Raw genomic sequence first — 17,760 nt, forward strand, 5'->3', positions numbered from 1 at the left:
ATCAGTTGATATTAGCGCGCAAAACTTCGCTCAGCTGATTCTACCGTATTTGCAAGAAGCATTGTGATCGTCATGGGACCAACACCTCCAGGAACTGGTGTAATCGCTGATGCTTTTGATAAACAACCTTCGTAATCAACATCGCCGCAAAGCTTTCCATCATTATCGCGATTCATACCAACATCAATAACAACTGCGCCTTTTTTAATGTGGTCAGCGGTAATCATGTGCCGTACACCTACAGCAGCAATTACTACATCAGCTTGTTTTGTATGATAGGCTAAATCTTTGGTTCGAGAATGACAATAGGTCACTGTAGCGTTTTCTTTAAGCAAAAGTTGTCCCATAGGCTTTCCTACGATATTACTACGACCAACAACAACTGCATGTTTACCATTTAATTCGATTTTTTGGTTTTTAAGCATTTCTATGATGCCATATGGAGTGCAAGGAAAAAAAGCTTCTCCGCCTGTCATAAGTCGGCCAGCATTGATTGGATGAAAACCGTCTACATCCTTTTTCGGATCGATTGATTCAATAACGTTCACTTCGTCAATATGATTAGGCAGTGGCAGCTGAACAAGTATGCCATGTATTGCGTCATCTTGGTTAAGCTCAATCACTTGGTCAAGTAATTGTTGTTCTGTGAGATCACCAGGCAATTCAATTAAAACAGAATGTATCCCCATTTTTTCACACGCTTTTTGCTTCATAGCAACATACGTTTTAGATGCTTGATTATCGCCGACTAAAACAACAGCTAATCCGGGTATTACACCATTGTTTTTCATTTTCACTACCCGGTTTTCAACCTTTGTGCGAATGTCTTGTGATATTTTTTTACCGTCAATGGTTGCTGCTATCATATGATTATTGCCTCCCGTGATTGTTAATCCCGTGAATACAGCGTATCTACAATTTTTGAAAGGACACCGTTCACGAATTTGCTTGATTTTTCATCACCGAAACGCTTGGAAATCTCAACAGCTTCGTTTAGCACGACGTTATGAGGTACTTCATCTTTATTATATAGTAATTCATAAAGGGCTACTCGAATAATGTTGCGATCAACTCTAGCTAATCGTTCGATCTTCCAGTGTTCCAGATGATCTTGAATTTTTTTGTCAATTTCTTCTTTACTATCGTATACACCATTTACAAGTGATTCTAAGTAGCTATCACTTTGTTCTTCTTCTAAAACATTTTGTAATGCCTCAACCGGATCCATCTCATTCATGTCCATTTGAAAGAGGGCCTGAAGGGCTTTTTCTCGAGCCGTTCTTCTTTTCATTTCACACTAAACTCCTTCACTGAATACGTAAAAATTCCATGTCATAAAACGATAATAGCACAAAACTAACTAAAGCGGAAGCAGGCGTTCAGGCTCAGCTAGCTTATGGGAGCCAAAGAGGATGACATTCTTGACCACCGCAGTCAGATCACTTACTACCCGAGAGCCTGCCTGCTTGTGCTGGATAAAGTAAAAGCGGATCGTTCAGCCCCGACAAGCATAAGACGCACAACACAAATAGGCGCTTTTTGCCTATTAGGTTGTTTAGCTAGACCATAGAGGGGCTTACCGCTGGAGCTGGATGACGAAAAAATAAAACAAGCAGGCACATATCAATCTGTACCTGCTTGTTTTAAAATTATTCTACTTCTCCCTCACCTTGTTCAACCTTTTGTGATTCAAACTGAACACCCACAACGTGCACATTCACCTCTTCAGCTAAAAGTGCCGTCATATTTTGAAGTGTTTGACGGATGTTATCTTGAATTTTTTGAGCAACAGATGGAATCGATACACCAAATTTAATGGTGCAATACACATCGACCACAATTCCTTCTTCACCAAGCTCTACCTTTACGCCTTTACCGTGAATTTTTTTACCTAATCGCTCAACAACACCCGAAGCAAAATTACCACGCATTTGCGCGATACCCTCTACCTCAGAAGCGGCAATGCCTGCGATTACTTCAATAACCTCTGGAGCAATTTCAATTTTCCCCAGTTGATTGTGGTCTAAGCTGCTCATTTGTAAAAGTTGCGGCTGGTTTTCTGCCATGTTTTGGACCTCCTTATCAGTCTTTTGTAGCCATAACATCATAGGTCTCTAAAAACTTGGTGTTAAAATCTCCACCAACAAACGCCTCATGATCTAACAACCGTAAATGGAATGGGATGGTCGTATGCACACCTTCAATAACGAATTCGTCTAATGCCCGCTTCATTTTTGCAATCGCTTCTTCGCGTGTTGCTCCATGTGTGATAACTTTAGCGATCATTGAATCATAATATGGAGGTATCGTATAGCTAGGATATGCTGCTGAGTCAATTCGTACCCCTAAACCACCTGGCGGAAGATACATATCAATTTTACCTGCTGAAGGCATAAAATTCTTCTCAGGATTTTCAGCATTGATTCTGCATTCAATTGACCAGCCATTAAACGTGACCTCTTCTTGCGTTAAGCTTAAAGGCTCGCCTGAAGCTACTCGAATTTGCTCCTTAATTAAATCCACACCTGTAACCATTTCTGTTACCGGATGTTCCACTTGAATACGTGTATTCATCTCCATGAAATAAAATGATTTATTACGGTGATCGTAAATAAATTCGACTGTTCCAGCTCCGGTGTAATTTACAGCTTGAGCCGCTTTAACCGCTGCATCACCCATTTGAGAGCGGACACCCTTGTCAAGAGCAGGAGATGGCGTTTCCTCAAGTAACTTTTGAAGTCGTCGTTGGATCGTACAGTCTCGCTCACCTAAATGAATGACAGAACCGTGTTGGTCAGCCATTACTTGGATCTCCACATGACGAAAATCTTCAATATATTTTTCTATGTACACACCCGGGTTACCAAAAGCGGTTGCTGCTTCTTGTTGAGTTATTTTCATACCTTTGACTAAATCTTGTTCTGTTTTGGCTACACGAATTCCTTTTCCGCCTCCACCAGCGGTTGCTTTAATAATCACAGGATAGCCCATATCATTTGCAAGAACAATTGCATCATTGACCGTTTCCACAATTCCTTTTGAACCAGGTACGACTGGAACGCCTGCTTCTCTCATTGTTTCTCGCGCAACATCTTTTGTACCCATTCTTGCGATGGATTCTGGACTTGGTCCGATAAAAGTAATGTTGCATTCGAGACATAATTCTGCAAAATCAACATTCTCAGCTAAAAAGCCGTACCCCGGGTGAATTGCATCAGAGCCAGTTAGTTTTGCAGCGCTAATGACATTGGTGAAATTTAAATAGCTATCTTTAGATGCTTTCGGACCGATACAAATCGCTTCGTCAGCCATTTGTACATGAAGAGCTTCCTTGTCGGCTTCAGAATATACTGCGACTGTTTCAATGTCCATTTCACGACATGCGCGAATGATTCGAACAGCAATTTCTCCTCGATTGGCAATTAAAACTTTTTTAATCATTCAGATTCTCTCCTTACTATTCCTTTACAAGAAAAAGTGGCTGACCATATTCTACTAGCTGGCCATCTTTCACAAGAATTTCCATAATCTCTCCGCTCACTTCTGCTTCGATCTCATTAAATAGCTTCATTGCTTCAACGATACATACAGTTGAATCTGCACTAATCTTTGATCCGACTTTTACAAATGGTTCAGCATCTGGTGACGATGCGTGGTAAAACGTTCCTACCATTGGTGATTTCACTTCTGCCAAGTTTTCTCCGCGTTGCTCTTCAACTTGTGGGGCAGCTACCTCTGTATGTTGTTGTGCGCCTGGTTGAATTTCTACCTGCGCTGTGTTTTTTTGTAGTGCAGGTGGACTTGTTTCTACTGGTGCTTGAACTAAAGTTGTTTGAGCTTGCGCTGTTAGAATCTGTTTTTTCATTTTAATTTTTTCACCTTCGTGCTCATAAGTGAACTCATCGATAGTTGATTGATCAATTAGTTTAATAAGCTCGCGAATCTCTTGTACTTTTAACATAGTTGACACTCCTTGACCTTTAATTGTAATTAGTAGTAGCTCATAATATCATACGATAAATTAATGTCTAAATTCAACTTGACAGTAAAAATAATTCAAAGATAGCCCGAAATCGTTTTCAAATTTCATTGTAACATAAATAGTAAAAACGGAAACGTCTATTCAACTCCGACTAAACATTAGGCACATTGAGCAAAGAACAATGAAAAAAGGACTAGCCCTGATGAGCTAGCCCCTCTTTGTATTTTTTTTATTCTACAGGCTCGAATTCAACAAAAACAAATTTAGACTCACCCATCTCTTTTCTACCTAGTTGGATCAGTTCGTTCGCAGTTTCTCGAGAGTGATCATCTGATTTAACTGTGATTGTCACTCGATCTCCATCCGTACGAACAAGCGCATCTTCATAGCCCATTGTGGTAATTATTGTTTCAACCATCGCTTCTTTTGATTGGACCTTGGTCAGCTCTTCCATTGCAGTATACGCATCATTTTTTTCTGCTGACGTTAATTCACTCGAAGCTACCTGCGTTTCTAATTGTTCTTTTAAAGCGTTTCTCTCATCTTGAAGTTCCATGCGTAACGCTTCAAACAACTCATCATCTCCAACTGAATTGGCAGAGACCTCTATTTCATCTTCATCGAGTCCCACCCACTCTTCATCTCCAATTACCATGTCTGTATTCTCATCTAAAGACGGAGATGCTTGTTGACCTGGAGAGAGTACGTAATAAACAGATAGGACGACAACTAAACTCACCATTGTTAATAGCCAGACCGTTTGTTTTTTTAGCATCATTTGTCACGACTCCTTCTGATTAAATGGGATGACTGACACGCGATGTGTGGAAATATCCAGGACCCGCGCGACAGATTCTGTAATCCATTTTTTTTCTTTTATGTTATCTGCTCCTTCTGCCACAATCATGACACCAAGAACAGTTGGTTTTTCAATGTAACTTAAAATGGGTTCACCGTTTTGAGATTGATTTCCAAGGACAAGCTGACTACTTGAAGATCGTCTTTCCATGGAAGATTGTTCATTTTCTCTTTGGTCTGTAGATTGGTCTTGTAGCAGGTCTTCATTTTTTTCGTATACCTTGCGTTCACTTGTGGCTAAGTTGATCATGACGTCCACCCTATTTGTTCCGAGTGCTTTTTGAAGAATGTCAGCTAACTGTTTTTCCATATCTTCCTCTATTTTACTAATCGTCGGATCTCTTGATTGTTCATTTTGTACAGCCGATTCTGCAGGATTTGAAGGCAAATCACTTTCCGGTGGCTTTCTCCCTTGCATAACCATCATCAGTGCTCCTGCGATAACCAAAATCAAAATAAATTGCACTTTTCGATTTGGTGTTGGATCCCTAGAGGACGCAACCCATTCTTTCAGCTTGTCCCACCCTTTTTTTTCTCCCACACCGTCACTCCTCAATTCCTATAATTTTAATGGTAGAAGCAGGTATTTCCCACTCTTCCGCAAGTACGTTCAGCACATTTTTCTCCATTTCATACGACATAGAATTCAACCCTTTTAGCTCCACTTCAACTTCACCACTAAATTGCTCCATTGATGAGTCTTGAGGCCAAACGACAACATCGGTCAGTTCCAACTGAAATTGTTCTGACATCACTGGACCAGCTTGTCTTGCTAATTGTTCTCCAACCTCATTCCATATGTATGATTGATGTCTGTTATTCATGTCTGCGATAATCAATTCACCTTGTTGTTGTTCAAGTGCAATATTTTGTTCGATTAGCGAAAATGGTTCAAAGTCAACTTGATCACCCTTCTGAAGAAGTGAAAACAAAGGTTCAATGAGTAAGAGCAGCAACAACACACCTAACACTAACCGTATAAATGGTCGCCAGCTTGTGGAAGGCACCAATAGATCAGAGAGCGCCATCAGCACAACTAAAACGAGTAAATTTGTTACCCATTGATATACTTCACCCATGGCGCTCCACTCCTTACCTGATCATCATCGGAATATTACTTACAAATAACAACACAACAATTCCTAACAAAAACATAATAGACACCAACACAAGCGCTGCACATAAATGAAAAAGTCCTTTGCTCACTGCATCAACTGCTTGAACCATCCCAGGATGACCTAGGGGTTCCATTACAACCGCACACACACGATACATAAACGCGATCACTAAAATTTTCAGTGCTGGAAATAACACGATAACTCCAAGTACAAGCGCTCCAGCGAGACCGACTGCATTTTTTGCTAAGACAGAAGAGGCAAGAAATAGATCTGTTGTATCCGCAACAACCTTTCCAATAAAAGGGATAAATGATCCCGCGATCGTTTTGACTGTTTTAGCAGCCACTCCATCTGCAACAGCAGTCGTGACACCTTGGATGGAAAAGATCGAGATATAAATCATTACAATAACCCCGAGAATCCAAACCCCTAATTGTCGGCAGAGTTCAGCCATTTTAGACGTTCGAAAAGAAGTTGAAATCGTATCAACGATATCCAATAAAATGGATAGTACAAACAAAGGGACAAGAAAATGCTGCATTAAAAAATGACTCAGCTGCACGATGAATAGTAACAATGGATGTGATACCGCCACTGTTGTAATACTTCCAGAAAGTGTGAGCATCGCTAAATAAAGCGGCAGGAGTGCATACATAAAATCAGCCATTAACGTAACCGTACTCATAACATAGGTGACGCTTGCCGCAACACTTTCAACAACAATGATTAATAAAAGACCTGTCATTGCGACTGAGCTAACATTTGCTACACCACTTGTTGAAAATGACTCCTGAAGTGTTTGTAAAACTGACCCAAGGACAAGTAATAATAGCAGCCAAAAGAGAATATGTGCATTCTCTGCTACTTCATGAAAAACAAATCGAAGGATTCCAGATAACCACCCAGTTAGAGAACCTTGTGGATTAGTGAGTAGTTGCAGTAAATCCTGTTTATTCAAATAAGGTAAATATTCTCCATATACACCTGTAAGTTGATCCCAAAACCCAAGCCATGCTTCATGGCTGCTGTCTTCGAGCTGATCGTTTAATTGTGCGTCGACTAGATTTAGTTCTTCAGTTTCATTTAGAGGCGGTTGATAGCTCAAAGTTTTGTTCACCCTCTCAAAGTGTACCTGGCAACAATGTAAGCATCCGTTGCAGCAACTCGTAAAAGATCGGTAATGCAATGATCAGAATAAAAATCTTGCCTGTCCATTCAACGATCGTTGACAGTAAATGTTGATCAACACCTTTTAATAAATGAGAACTAGTTTCTGAAATAAAAGCGATTCCCAGCACTTTTACGAGCGTACCAATATATAGATCCATGCTAGGTAAATAATCTGAAAACCGTTGAACCATTCCAATCACTAGCTGAATCGAGAAAAAAAGTTGAGTGATTAGCACGGCAGCTGCACAAACAGTTAGTAACAGGGATATGGTAGGAGATTTTTCTTTTAGCATCAAAGACATAAAACCAGCTAAAAAACAAATCCCAATTGTTTGAAGTAAGTCTTCCATATTTCGCCTCTATTGGTAAAACATAAATACAGATCGTATTGTTGTAAAAAAAGTATCTAATGCTTGCAGTACCATAAAGAGTACATATAAAAAACCGAAAAATGCTAGCCACTGGGCAAAATCTCTTTTTCCAACTTGTTCAAGCACCGTATATAAAAGAGCGACGACAAGCCCTACTCCAGCAATTTTAAATAATGTATCCACATCCATTGCCACGTAAATCGCTCCTATCTTTAGCTAAGCAATAGCACTAATAATACCCCTCCCATTACCCCTAGTGTTTTATAGAGCTTTCCAAATTGAATCGCTCGGTTTCGGGCTTCATGGTGACGATTTCGCAATACATCAATGACAAAGCTTAATTCCTTATCGATCGATTGACGATCAAATTGTTGAATCGCTTCACCTATTCGCTCAATCCATTCAAGGTCTTCTTGATTCAAAAGGGAATATTCTCCATATTCTTTTACTGCTTCGATCCAAGCGTCTCTTAAGAGAAATTGAGAGACGACAAGGTGGTGATTGAATTTTTCATATAAAAGCTCGACATCGCCTTTTCTCAACTGTTGGTCTTTTACGATGTCAAGGATTGGGGTTTGTCGTTTGACGATTTCATTTTGCATCCAAGAAAAGGCATTAGCTAAATTAATCAGCACACGTTGGTGTTTTTGTAACATGTACGCCCGTCTAAATCCTTCAAGCCCCGACCCAACAACGATAAAAATTGCACCTAATAGTTGAATTGTCATCTTTCCCTATCCACAGTTATGACTTTTTCTGTTCCTCGAAAAAGTGAGGAACCACGACTGCTGCATTCAATAAAATGAATCACCTCTGACTGAAGAAGCTTGTCCATTAACGGTCTTTTTCGTAATTCTTCCATCGAAGAAGCATGTGCTGTCATAATAATCGTTACGCCTGTGTAAATAGCATCTACTACTGCTTCTATATCCCGTGTGTGTCCAATTTCATCAACAATTATCACTTCTGGACTCATTGAACGAATCATCATCGTCATTCCTTCAATTTTCGGGCAACGATCTAATACATCAATTTTTGTCCCGAAGGTAAGTTGAGGAATTCCAACATGACAAGCTGCTATTTCAGAACGCTCGTCCACAATGGAGACCTTTTGTGCTTTTATTCCTTGGTGAGTTTGTTCACTCGAGATAAACCTTGCCATATCTCTGAGTAATGTCGTTTTTCCACTTTTCGGAGGCCCGACGAGTAAGCAATGTTTCCATCTTTGTTGTCTTGGGTCCCACAATTCCTTCATAAATTGATCAGCACAACCAACTCGTTCAGCTGCTTTTCGAATCGCAAATGATGAGATCGATTGAATAGCTTGTACACTTCCGTTTTCTAACGTGACCTTGCCCGCAATACCAACTCGATGTCCTCCTTCAATCGTGATGTACCCTTTTTTTAATTCTTCTTCAAGTGAATAAAAGGAGTGTTGTGATATTTTTTCTGCGATGTACTGTCGATCTGATGAAGAAGGAATATAGGTCAACGCAATCGTGTTTTGTTCCATGACAAGTTCTACTGGTCGTCCAATTCGAATACGCAATTCTTCTACTCCATCGAGTGCCATCGTAACAACTGAGCCTATCTCTTGCTGAAGTGACTGAGGTAATAGCGAAAGTATTGGATGCATGGTTTGAATATCACCTCAACGATTCATCATTGTGTTCTATCCTATTGTGTAAGAGTACTTTTTATGACAGAACAAAAGCGCGAGTTACTTAATTTAGCCAAGTCGAGCATAAGTCAGTGTGGCTAGACCATAGATAGGCTAGTCCTGGATGAATAACTTCACCATGTGTAGTTGCACGCACTTAATTTAAAATACATTTTCTAAACAAAAAAACCGGCGCAAGGGATAAGACCCTTGCACCGGTTTTAGGTGTTTTATGCTCTTGAAACGTAACTTGAATCTGTTGTATTGATGATTAAAGCGTCGCCTTCGTTGATGAAAAACGGGACGTTGACAGATAACCCAGTTTCAACAACAGCAGTTTTTGTTCCACCACTAGAAGTATCCCCTTTAATGCCAGGCTCCGTTTCAGTTACTTTCAATTCAACTGTATTCGGTAATTCTAAACCAAGTACTTCTGTTTGGTACATCATAATTTGAACATCCATATTTTCTTTAAGGAATTTCAATTCGTATTCTATTTGACTTGCTGGAAGCTCAATTTGTTCGTATGAATCATTATCCATGAACACATGCATGTCACCATTTGCATACAAATACTGCATACGAGCGTTGTCGATTTGAGCTTTCGCCACTTTTTCGCCTGCACGGAACGTTTTTTCTTGGATCGCACCCGTACGAAGGTTGCGTAGCTTCGAGCGTACAAATGCCGCTCCTTTTCCTGGCTTAACATGTTGGAAATCCATTACACGCCAAATGCCACCATCTACTTCAACTGTTAAACCCGTACGAAAATCATTTACTGAAATCATTGTATATCCTCCTATTAATGAAAATCATAATATAAGTAGTTCTTTTGTAGAATGAGTGAAGGTTTCGTTACCGTTCTTTGTTAGTAACGTGTCGTCTTCAATGCGAACACCACCGATACCAGCAATATAAATTCCTGGTTCAACTGTTATGGCCATGTTTTCTTCTAGTCGCACATCTGAACGCACAGACAACCCAGGACCTTCATGAACTTCTAAGCCTATTCCATGACCTAGTGAATGGCCAAAGAAATCGCCATAACCTTTGGAAGTGATGTAATCACGAGCAATCGCATCGGCTTCTTTCCCTGTTAAGCCTGGTTTAATGTTCTCCATAGCTAACAGCTGCGAATCAAGCACAACTTGATACATCTCTTTTAATTTTTCACTTGGTTGACCCACTGCGACTGTACGTGTGATATCAGATACATAACCATTATGAAGAGCGCCATAATCTAGTGTAACAAGATCACCCGTTTCGATTATTTTGTCACTCGCCACACCGTGCGGTAATGCGGAACGAAGTCCTGAAGCAACAATTATGTCAAATGACGAAGATGAAGCACCAGCTGTCCGCATGAAAAACTCAAGTTCATTAGAAACTTCTAACTCTGTCTTCCCTGGTTGAATAAATTCAATAATGTGTTTAAATGCTGCATCAGCAATATCTGCCGCTTCCTTTAATATCTTAATCTCTGAATCTGACTTAATCAAGCGCAACTTTTCAATTAGACCAGTGACAGGAACCAATTCAGCTTTCATGCTTTTTTCATATTGCTTATACGTACCAAATACGACATGATCATTTTCGAAACCAAGGCGCTTAATACCTAAGCGTTCAACTTGTGCAGCCACTTCATTATGAATCGGCCCTTGGTGCTGAACAACTTTAAAGTCAGGTGCTTGCGCAGCCGCTTGCTCTGCATAACGAAAATCAGTGATAAATAGCGCTTCGTCTTGAGAAATAACGACCACACCAGCTGTCCCGGTAAAGTTAGTTAGGTATCTACGGTTATAGGTACTTGTAATGATCATTCCATCTACATTATGCTTTGTAAATTGCTCTCGTAATTGATTAATTTTCCCCATGTCAATTCTCCCCCTTAAGATGTTCAATCATTGCTTGAAACGCAAGTTCATAACCAAAAACACCAAACCCAACAATTTGACCAATTGTGACCGACGAAATGACGGAGTGGTGACGAAACGCTTCTCTAGCGTGAACATTTGATATATGTAGTTCAATGACAGGTATATCAACTGACAAGATGGCATCTCGCAATGCATAGCTTGTATGCGTGTAAGCTGCAGGATTAAATATGATACCGTCCCACTGTTGTTGTGCTGCTTGGTGAATTGCGTCGATTAGTTCACCTTCATGATTTGACTGTTTCGCAACCAGTTCAATACCTTCTGCGTCTGCAAGCATAGAAATACGTTGTTCCACTTGCTCAAGTGTCACTTTCCCGTACACACCTGGTTCACGAAGTCCTAAACGATTTAGGTTCGGTCCATTCAATAGTAAGAAGGTGGTCATCTGCGTCATCCTTTACCAATTAGTTATCCTAATCAGTTTATCATACTAGAACAAATTCTCCCACTAGTGTTCTTCTGATTCATAAGGCTCATCATAGGAGATAGAAAGACCAACAAACGCACCATGAAGAACGAATAAACACGCAATGGAGACGACCGCATGATGCTTTAGTTCTTTAACATTTGTTCCTAAATCTAGCCACCATCCAAAAACCACAAAGATTACAACAAAAAGAATTGAGTTTATTATGATACCTGGCCACATCGTTTCAGACCATTTTACCGTCAATTGGTAAAGTAAACCCCATATAATGGATAAAACACAAATCATAGCCCACCAAATTATATGTGGAATAAACCCTTCTTGCCACGAAGGAGCTAAAAAGGACCACGACGGCATCAATGTTGTTTTCTCGATAAAATGAAAAAAATGAAAAACTTCATAAAAAGCACAAAATAAAAGCCCTCCAACAAGTCCTGTTATGATCGTCAAAGGCGTTCGTTTAATAGTTGGAAGTTCAACATCCGACATTTTTACTCCTCCTTTTCCTTTCAAGTATGTCCATTACTAAACAACTTCATAATAGAAAGCTAATCGAAAATCGAGCTTTCATCTAGTAGGAATCGGATTTTTTTAGTAAACTAAAAGCACCTTTAGAGATTAAAGGAATGAAACAATAGGCTGGTGTAAAAATGAGTAATGAAAAAAAGCCCGCATATGGCGGACAGGCCGTAATGGAAGGTGTCATGTTTGGTGGTCGTCGTCATACGGTAACTGCCATTCGACGTAAAGATCAAACGATTGAGTATTTTCACCTTCCACGAAAATCTCTACCTGCATTTCAAAAAATGAAAAAGATTCCGTTTTTGCGTGGAATTATTGCTTTAATCGAATCAAGTGCCAATGGTACACAGCACCTTAATTTTTCTAGTGAACGTTACGATGTATTACCTGAAGAAGATGAAAAAGTTCAACAAGAACAAAAAACATCCAAGCTAGAAATGATTTTTGGCATAGCTGCAGTTGGCGTTTTATCTTTTTTGTTTGGTAAGTTTGTCTTTACACTCATCCCTGTTTTTTTAGCTGAAGCATTACGTTTTGCTTTTCCAGGAGATGTCGCACAAATTATGATTGAGAGTGTATTCAAGATCATCTTATTACTCGCATATATTTATTTTATTTCTTTAACGCCATTGATTAAACGAGTGTTCCAGTATCACGGAGCTGAACATAAAGTGATTAATACCTTTGAAAACGGTTTGCCCTTAACCGTTGAAAATGTCCAGTCTCAATCAAGACTTCATTATCGCTGTGGTTCTAGTTTTATTTTATTCACCGTCATCGTAGGAATGTTTGTGTATCTACTCGTTCCAACAGAGCCATTAACGGTTCGTATTTTAAACAGAATCGCGTTGATCCCTGTCGTTCTTGGAATCTCCTTCGAAGTTTTACAGCTAACCAATAAAGTTCGTTCCGTTCCAGTACTTCGCTTCCTCGGTTATCCGGGTCTATGGCTTCAGCTTTTAACAACCAAAGAACCAAAAGATGACCAGGTTGAAGTGGCCATTGCTTCATTTAATCGAATGATGGAACTGGAAAAAGAGTCAGAATCAGGTTTACAAAAGGCTACACTTGTATAGACTATATACTAAAGGACTGTCTCACGAGAGGTGGCTAGTATAAATATGAAGATGACCGTTTTTTATATTGTAGTCGTTCTTGCGTTTTTTGGACTTACCCATGCTCTTTTCACCGACCCAAGTAGCTTAATACGTAAAATATTTACGTACGCCTTATTCGCCGGTGTCATTTATGCAATATACCGGCTGTGGGCAAGCCGAAAACCAAACCATAGCGAACAACAAGCATTTAAAAAGGCTGCAAAATACTCAAAGAAACGATATGGCAATCCTGTTTCTGCTTCAAAAGTTAAAAAAACTGCAAAGCAAAGTGGGAAAAAACCCTTACCACTAAAAAAACCTTTAACTGTGCGTGGAGATGCTCCCAAACTGACTGTAATTGAAGGAAAAAAAGGGAAGAAAAAGAAACGCATGTCACTGTAGTAAGCGATCTAAATAACGTAATGTCTGTGCACGCCCTGTTGAAATAAGGGTGTGTATTTGTTTTGGCGTTAATGAGGTGTCCGTTGACGACAATTCAGGGACTGGAATAATAAGTACCTTACGCTTCCCTATTTTCTCTAAGTGACGTACATCATGTGCCTCCTTCATCGTAATAAAAAGAGCTGAATAGAGTTCAATCACATTGTTAATTTTTTGTTCTTGTTCTTTCTGATTTTCCGCTTGAAGTTGAAATCCAATGATTGGAATTTCTTTTTTCGCTCCTTTTTCTTCTAAAAGCCAGATTGGAAAGTTACTTAAAACACCACCGTCAACGATCAAGTGACTATGTTTCCCTTTCTTCAACTTCACAGGTTGAAAAAAGAAGGGGAGTGATGCACTCATACGAACCGCTTTTGCGACATGCATCGCTTGGGGGTCACGACCGTAATATACTGCATCATCTGGTAACACGACCATTTTTCCAGCAGTTAAATCTGAAGCGACCATCTTAAACGATCCTTGGGGTAGATCATCAAATGTACGTATTCCTTTTTCTTGCAAGCGAAGCTCCAACCATTCTAGTAGGCCATCTCCTGTATATAATCCCTTCTTCCAATAGAGTTGAATCCAGCGTAACCACGTAGGCACCCACCATCTTTGCTCTTTTTCCTTATAAAATAATTCCGAAAGGGGAGGAAGCATCGTTTTTATTTCAGCAGACGTATAACTTGCAGCAACTAATGCTCCAACAAGTGCCCCTGCACTTGTTCCCGCTATTCTCCTGACTTTTATTCCTCTCTCTTCTAATGCTTCAACCACTCCAATAAATGCAATCGCTTTTACACCGCCACCTGAAAACACCAAATCAATGATCATGTGTGCACCCCCATTCTTACTATCTATATGAAGGGATAAAAAAAGAAGAAGAGGATATAGATCCCCTCCTTCTTCAGTCAACAAGTGAATACGGCTCGTTGGTCCCATCAAACAAAAATAGGTGCCTATGCTTATTAAAGATAATTCTTATGACTTCTTAGAAACTGACAGCAAGTAGACAGATGACAAAATTACAAACCGCACTTAAGTTGAGCATTACAGTTCGTACAAGTGTTACATCCACCAATTTCTTTTACGGTACCTTTCCTGCACACTGGACATGTATTACCAAGCTCTGATCCAATTGTGACCTTGGTTGATCTTAAGTCTTGAATTGTATCAACCAAGACAACAGTTTGCTCTTTTGCCTTTGTATCTATTTTATTTTCTTCCGCTTTAAGCGTTAAGACTTGAGAGTCACGACTGCCATCAACATATACCGTTCCACCCTTTGCACCACCTTTATAAAGACGCTCATACACGCTTTCCACTTGCTCAACAGCGTAACCTTTTGGAGCGTTAACCGTTTTGGAAATAGAGCTGTCTATCCAACGCTGAATTACGCATTGTGTATCTGCATGAGCTTCCGGTGCTAATTCCATTGCTGTCACAAAAAAGTCTGGTAGTTCATCTGCTGCCTGCGGGTTTGCCTCCAAGTATTCACGCAGAATATCTGCTTTGACTTCTATGAATTTCCCTAGACGACCACTTCTATAATACGTGTAGGAAAAATATGGTTCAAGTCCAGTTGAAACTCCCACCATCGTTCCTGTACTTCCAGTTGGAGCGACCGTTAAAAGATGAGAATTTCTAATTCCGTGAGTTAAGATCCCTTGTTTAATATCTTCAGGCATTTTTTTCATAAACCCTGTTTCCGTATACGCTTTGCGAAGAGAATTCGTTTCTTCTTGTGACTCACCTTCCAAGAATGGGAATTCACCACGTTCTTTGGCAAGTTCAATTGACGTACGGTATGCAGTCGTTGCAATCGTTTCAAAAATTTCGTCTACGAGCTGATTACCTTCCTTGGATCCGTATTCTTTTTCACAATAAATAAGCAGGTCAGCAAGTCCCATAACACCTAGACCTACACGACGTTCACCGAGTGCTTGCACTTTATTGTCTTCAAGAAAATAAGGAGTAGCATCGATCACATTATCCTGCATACGAACACCAATTTGGACTGTTTTTTTCAATCTATCGAATTGAACTGTTTTGTTTTTCTTGTCCGCAAACTCCGCAAGGTTGACAGCTGCTAAGTTACATACAGAATAAGGCGCTAATGGTTGCTCTCCGCACGGGTTTGTTGCTACAACTTGTTGACCGTATGCTTTTGCATTGGTCATATCGTTTGCATTGTCAATAAAGAAAATGCCCGGCTCCGCTGAATACGTTGCGCATATATTAATCAAATTCCATAGTTCTTTTGCTTGGATTGTACGGTACGTTCTGACCTCATACCCTTGTTTTTCCCATTCACGGACATCCCCAACCTCATGCCATTTGTCGTTATACTCAGCCATTTCTTGTGGAGAGTATGATTCAACGTCAGGGAACCGCAAGTTGTATGTTTCATTGCTCTCAACAGCTTTCATAAAGTCATCCGTCAAACAAATTGAAATGTTGGCACCAGTAAGAAACTCTGGATTATGAACGGAGTATATTCCACCTGTTGCAAGTTTTTCTTGTGCATCCTCAATAATGTGTTGATTAAAACCACCTTGACCAGGAATATCTTTGTAGTTCACAATGCTTTGGTACATAGCCACTTCTTGCTCTGTTAATGGGGTGAACTTTAATTTTTCATGTGCGATTTTTTGGATGAATTCGTCCTCACTTGTTTCCAGTAAAAAGCGTAAAATACGTGGATTCTGCATTTTAGAAATGATGAATTCAATAATATCTGGATGCCAATCAGTTAGCATGATCATTTGGGCACCACGTCTTGAACCACCTTGCTCGACTAGATGAGTAAGCTTCGCAATATCGTCTAACCACGAAACAGAACCAGATGATTTTCCGTTCACACCTCTTGCTAATGTATTTCTAGGACGCAACGTAGAACCATTCGTTCCAACACCACCACCGCGGCTCATGATTTCCATCACTTGCTTACGGTGATCAGAAATTCCTTCTCGTGAATCTTTTACAAACGGCATGACATAGCAGTTGAAGAATGTAACATCAGTATTGGCTCCTGCACCGTACAAAACACGGCCAGCTGGAACAAAATGAAGACTTGATAGCTCTTCATAAAACTTTGTCGTCCATTCCTCTCGGAGCTCTTCTGTTTTTTCAACTGAAGCAAGTCCCGTCGCATTTCGAAGCGCAATTTGTTCGTAATACACTTCAAGCGGTTTTTCAATCACATCAAGTGAACGATTGATAATTCCTGTTTCTATTTCCTTTGGCGTATCGAGCGAGTTACGGAACTCTTCTTCAATCAACACCTGTGCCTCACGACGTGATTGGTTAATGCTCTGAATGTAACCTAACCCACGTGCTGGAAATTTAGGATCTTCTCTAATTGTTAGCACAACAAAATCACCTGTGCGTAGTGTTTTTTTCTCCGTGTCTTTAAATGCATAACGATCCAGCATAACAAGCCTTGAGACACCTTTATGTGTAAGTTTCATATTTGAGGTAATAGGGTGAACTGGGTCAAATAATGTAATATCCTCGTTTAATTGTTCGATATTCAATCTTGTTTGTTGTGGAGTTAAAGATGTCATGTATTAAATCTCCTCTAATTGTATTATTTGATTGTAGTCTACTCCTTTTTCAACAAAAACACAACATATAGTGTTCGCCATTTTTACCCTCATACTACATATGGTTTTTTTCGTCAATGTTAAAAATGTTGTCAAATCCAAAAAGAGAAGATTTCGGCTAAAAGAGGGAGAAAACACGGTCTAAAATGTAATTTTCAACTCGTTTTGGACTTTTTTCAGATTTGCAATTCTCGACAAGGCATTCTTAAGAACATCGGTTGATTTTGAAAGGCATTTTTAGTATAAAACATAGAGTAGGGTAACCTTTTTCAAGGCTACCCAAACCGTACGTGCCTTATTAAGGCATACGGCTAATTCTATTAAATCAGGGGTTATTTGCTAAGTGAGGGGGTAATTTCACAATTTCTGCAAGTTCTCTGTAGTTATGCCTAAATTAAAACCTCTTACCGTCATACAAAAAATCAAGGGTGTGCAACAATATTAAGCTGTGATCACTCGGCTGATTCATAGAGTGATCACCAAATTAGAGGGTTTCCCGTTATTTGCGGACGGTCACCAGCTTAACCCGTCGCCGTGCTTCACACTTATTGCATCTGGGTCTGCTTGTC

Annotated in this window: 21 protein-coding genes; 2 read left to right on the top strand and 19 right to left on the bottom strand. The window is 39.8% G+C overall.

Annotation, left to right across the window (positions count from 1 at the left end):
- Window positions 1-11: 11 nt before the first annotated feature.
- The 17 genes from folD to AB1471_RS01115 form a co-directional block, all read right to left on the bottom strand.
- Complete coding sequence (gene folD / locus AB1471_RS01035) at window positions 12-866, bottom strand: bifunctional methylenetetrahydrofolate dehydrogenase/methenyltetrahydrofolate cyclohydrolase FolD (protein WP_367777656.1); 855 nt, start codon at window positions 864-866, stop codon at window positions 12-14.
- A 23-nt stretch (window positions 867-889) separates the two neighbouring features.
- Window positions 890-1,291, bottom strand: a complete 402-nt coding sequence (gene nusB, locus AB1471_RS01040) for a transcription antitermination factor NusB (RefSeq protein ID WP_367777657.1) — start codon at window positions 1,289-1,291, stop codon at window positions 890-892.
- Between the two features lie 358 nt (window positions 1,292-1,649).
- Entirely contained in the window at window positions 1,650-2,066 is a 417-nt protein-coding gene (locus AB1471_RS01045; RefSeq protein WP_367777659.1) for an Asp23/Gls24 family envelope stress response protein, read from the bottom strand.
- 16 nt (window positions 2,067-2,082) lie between these two features.
- A complete protein-coding gene (gene accC / locus AB1471_RS01050; RefSeq protein WP_367777660.1) occupies window positions 2,083-3,441 on the bottom strand; it encodes an acetyl-CoA carboxylase biotin carboxylase subunit in 1,359 nt (452 codons plus the stop codon).
- Window positions 3,442-3,457: 16 nt separating this feature from the next.
- On the bottom strand, window positions 3,458-3,961 hold the full coding sequence (gene accB, locus AB1471_RS01055; RefSeq protein ID WP_367777662.1) for an acetyl-CoA carboxylase biotin carboxyl carrier protein: 504 nt from the start codon (window positions 3,959-3,961) through the stop codon (window positions 3,458-3,460).
- 250 nt (window positions 3,962-4,211) lie between these two features.
- Entirely contained in the window at window positions 4,212-4,760 is a 549-nt protein-coding gene (locus tag AB1471_RS01060; protein ID WP_367777663.1) for a SpoIIIAH-like family protein, read from the bottom strand.
- Between the two features lie 3 nt (window positions 4,761-4,763).
- Entirely contained in the window at window positions 4,764-5,381 is a 618-nt protein-coding gene (locus tag AB1471_RS01065; protein ID WP_367777664.1) for a SpoIIIAG-related protein, read from the bottom strand.
- A 4-nt stretch (window positions 5,382-5,385) separates the two neighbouring features.
- The gene (locus AB1471_RS01070; RefSeq protein ID WP_367777665.1) at window positions 5,386-5,919 is read right to left on the bottom strand and encodes a stage III sporulation protein AF; all 534 of its coding nucleotides are present in this window, start codon (window positions 5,917-5,919) and stop codon (window positions 5,386-5,388) included.
- 13 nt (window positions 5,920-5,932) lie between these two features.
- Window positions 5,933-7,063 carry a stage III sporulation protein AE gene (gene spoIIIAE, locus AB1471_RS01075; protein WP_367777666.1) on the bottom strand — a complete coding sequence of 377 codons (1,131 nt, stop codon included), beginning with the start codon at window positions 7,061-7,063 and terminating at the stop codon, window positions 5,933-5,935.
- 16 nt (window positions 7,064-7,079) lie between these two features.
- The gene (locus AB1471_RS01080; protein WP_367777667.1) at window positions 7,080-7,478 is read right to left on the bottom strand and encodes a SpoIIIAC/SpoIIIAD family protein; all 399 of its coding nucleotides are present in this window, start codon (window positions 7,476-7,478) and stop codon (window positions 7,080-7,082) included.
- Window positions 7,479-7,487: 9 nt separating this feature from the next.
- Window positions 7,488-7,694 (bottom strand): stage III sporulation protein AC, encoded by a 207-nt coding sequence (gene spoIIIAC, locus AB1471_RS01085; RefSeq protein WP_367777669.1) that lies wholly within the window; start codon window positions 7,692-7,694, stop codon window positions 7,488-7,490.
- 17 nt (window positions 7,695-7,711) lie between these two features.
- Window positions 7,712-8,227, bottom strand: a complete 516-nt coding sequence (gene spoIIIAB / locus AB1471_RS01090) for a stage III sporulation protein SpoIIIAB (protein ID WP_367777670.1) — start codon at window positions 8,225-8,227, stop codon at window positions 7,712-7,714.
- Window positions 8,224-9,135 carry a stage III sporulation protein AA gene (spoIIIAA, locus tag AB1471_RS01095; RefSeq protein ID WP_367777671.1) on the bottom strand — a complete coding sequence of 304 codons (912 nt, stop codon included), beginning with the start codon at window positions 9,133-9,135 and terminating at the stop codon, window positions 8,224-8,226. The genes spoIIIAB and spoIIIAA overlap by 4 nt, the downstream gene beginning before the upstream one ends.
- Before the next feature lie 254 nt (window positions 9,136-9,389).
- Window positions 9,390-9,947 carry an elongation factor P gene (gene efp, locus AB1471_RS01100; RefSeq protein WP_367777672.1) on the bottom strand — a complete coding sequence of 186 codons (558 nt, stop codon included), beginning with the start codon at window positions 9,945-9,947 and terminating at the stop codon, window positions 9,390-9,392.
- Between the two features lie 24 nt (window positions 9,948-9,971).
- Window positions 9,972-11,033: a M24 family metallopeptidase gene (locus AB1471_RS01105; RefSeq protein ID WP_367777673.1), complete on the bottom strand. Its 1,062-nt coding sequence runs from the start codon at window positions 11,031-11,033 to the stop codon at window positions 9,972-9,974.
- A gap of 1 nt (window position 11,034) precedes the next feature.
- Window positions 11,035-11,481 (bottom strand): type II 3-dehydroquinate dehydratase, encoded by a 447-nt coding sequence (gene aroQ / locus AB1471_RS01110; protein WP_367777674.1) that lies wholly within the window; start codon window positions 11,479-11,481, stop codon window positions 11,035-11,037.
- 63 nt (window positions 11,482-11,544) lie between these two features.
- Window positions 11,545-12,012 carry a YqhR family membrane protein gene (locus AB1471_RS01115; RefSeq protein ID WP_367777675.1) on the bottom strand — a complete coding sequence of 156 codons (468 nt, stop codon included), beginning with the start codon at window positions 12,010-12,012 and terminating at the stop codon, window positions 11,545-11,547.
- A gap of 161 nt (window positions 12,013-12,173) precedes the next feature.
- Here AB1471_RS01115 and AB1471_RS01120 point away from each other — a divergent pair, with 161 nt between their 5' ends.
- Both AB1471_RS01120 and AB1471_RS01125 read left to right on the top strand, forming a co-directional pair.
- Complete coding sequence (locus tag AB1471_RS01120; RefSeq protein ID WP_367777676.1) at window positions 12,174-13,121, top strand: DUF1385 domain-containing protein; 948 nt, start codon at window positions 12,174-12,176, stop codon at window positions 13,119-13,121.
- 45 nt (window positions 13,122-13,166) lie between these two features.
- Window positions 13,167-13,544: an SA1362 family protein gene (locus tag AB1471_RS01125; protein WP_367777677.1), complete on the top strand. Its 378-nt coding sequence runs from the start codon at window positions 13,167-13,169 to the stop codon at window positions 13,542-13,544.
- Here the strand turns inward: AB1471_RS01125 and AB1471_RS01130 are convergent.
- Together AB1471_RS01130 and AB1471_RS01135 are read right to left on the bottom strand one after the other, a co-directional pair.
- On the bottom strand, window positions 13,536-14,420 hold the full coding sequence (locus AB1471_RS01130; protein ID WP_367777678.1) for a patatin-like phospholipase family protein: 885 nt from the start codon (window positions 14,418-14,420) through the stop codon (window positions 13,536-13,538). The genes AB1471_RS01125 and AB1471_RS01130 overlap by 9 nt on opposite strands.
- Before the next feature lie 191 nt (window positions 14,421-14,611).
- Complete coding sequence (locus AB1471_RS01135) at window positions 14,612-17,152, bottom strand: vitamin B12-dependent ribonucleotide reductase (RefSeq protein WP_367777679.1); 2,541 nt, start codon at window positions 17,150-17,152, stop codon at window positions 14,612-14,614.
- Between the last annotated feature and the right edge of the window lie 608 nt (window positions 17,153-17,760).

The sequence above is a fragment of the Jeotgalibacillus marinus genome (assembly GCF_040801915.1).
Lineage (GTDB): Bacteria > Bacillota > Bacilli > Bacillales > Jeotgalibacillaceae > Jeotgalibacillus > Jeotgalibacillus marinus.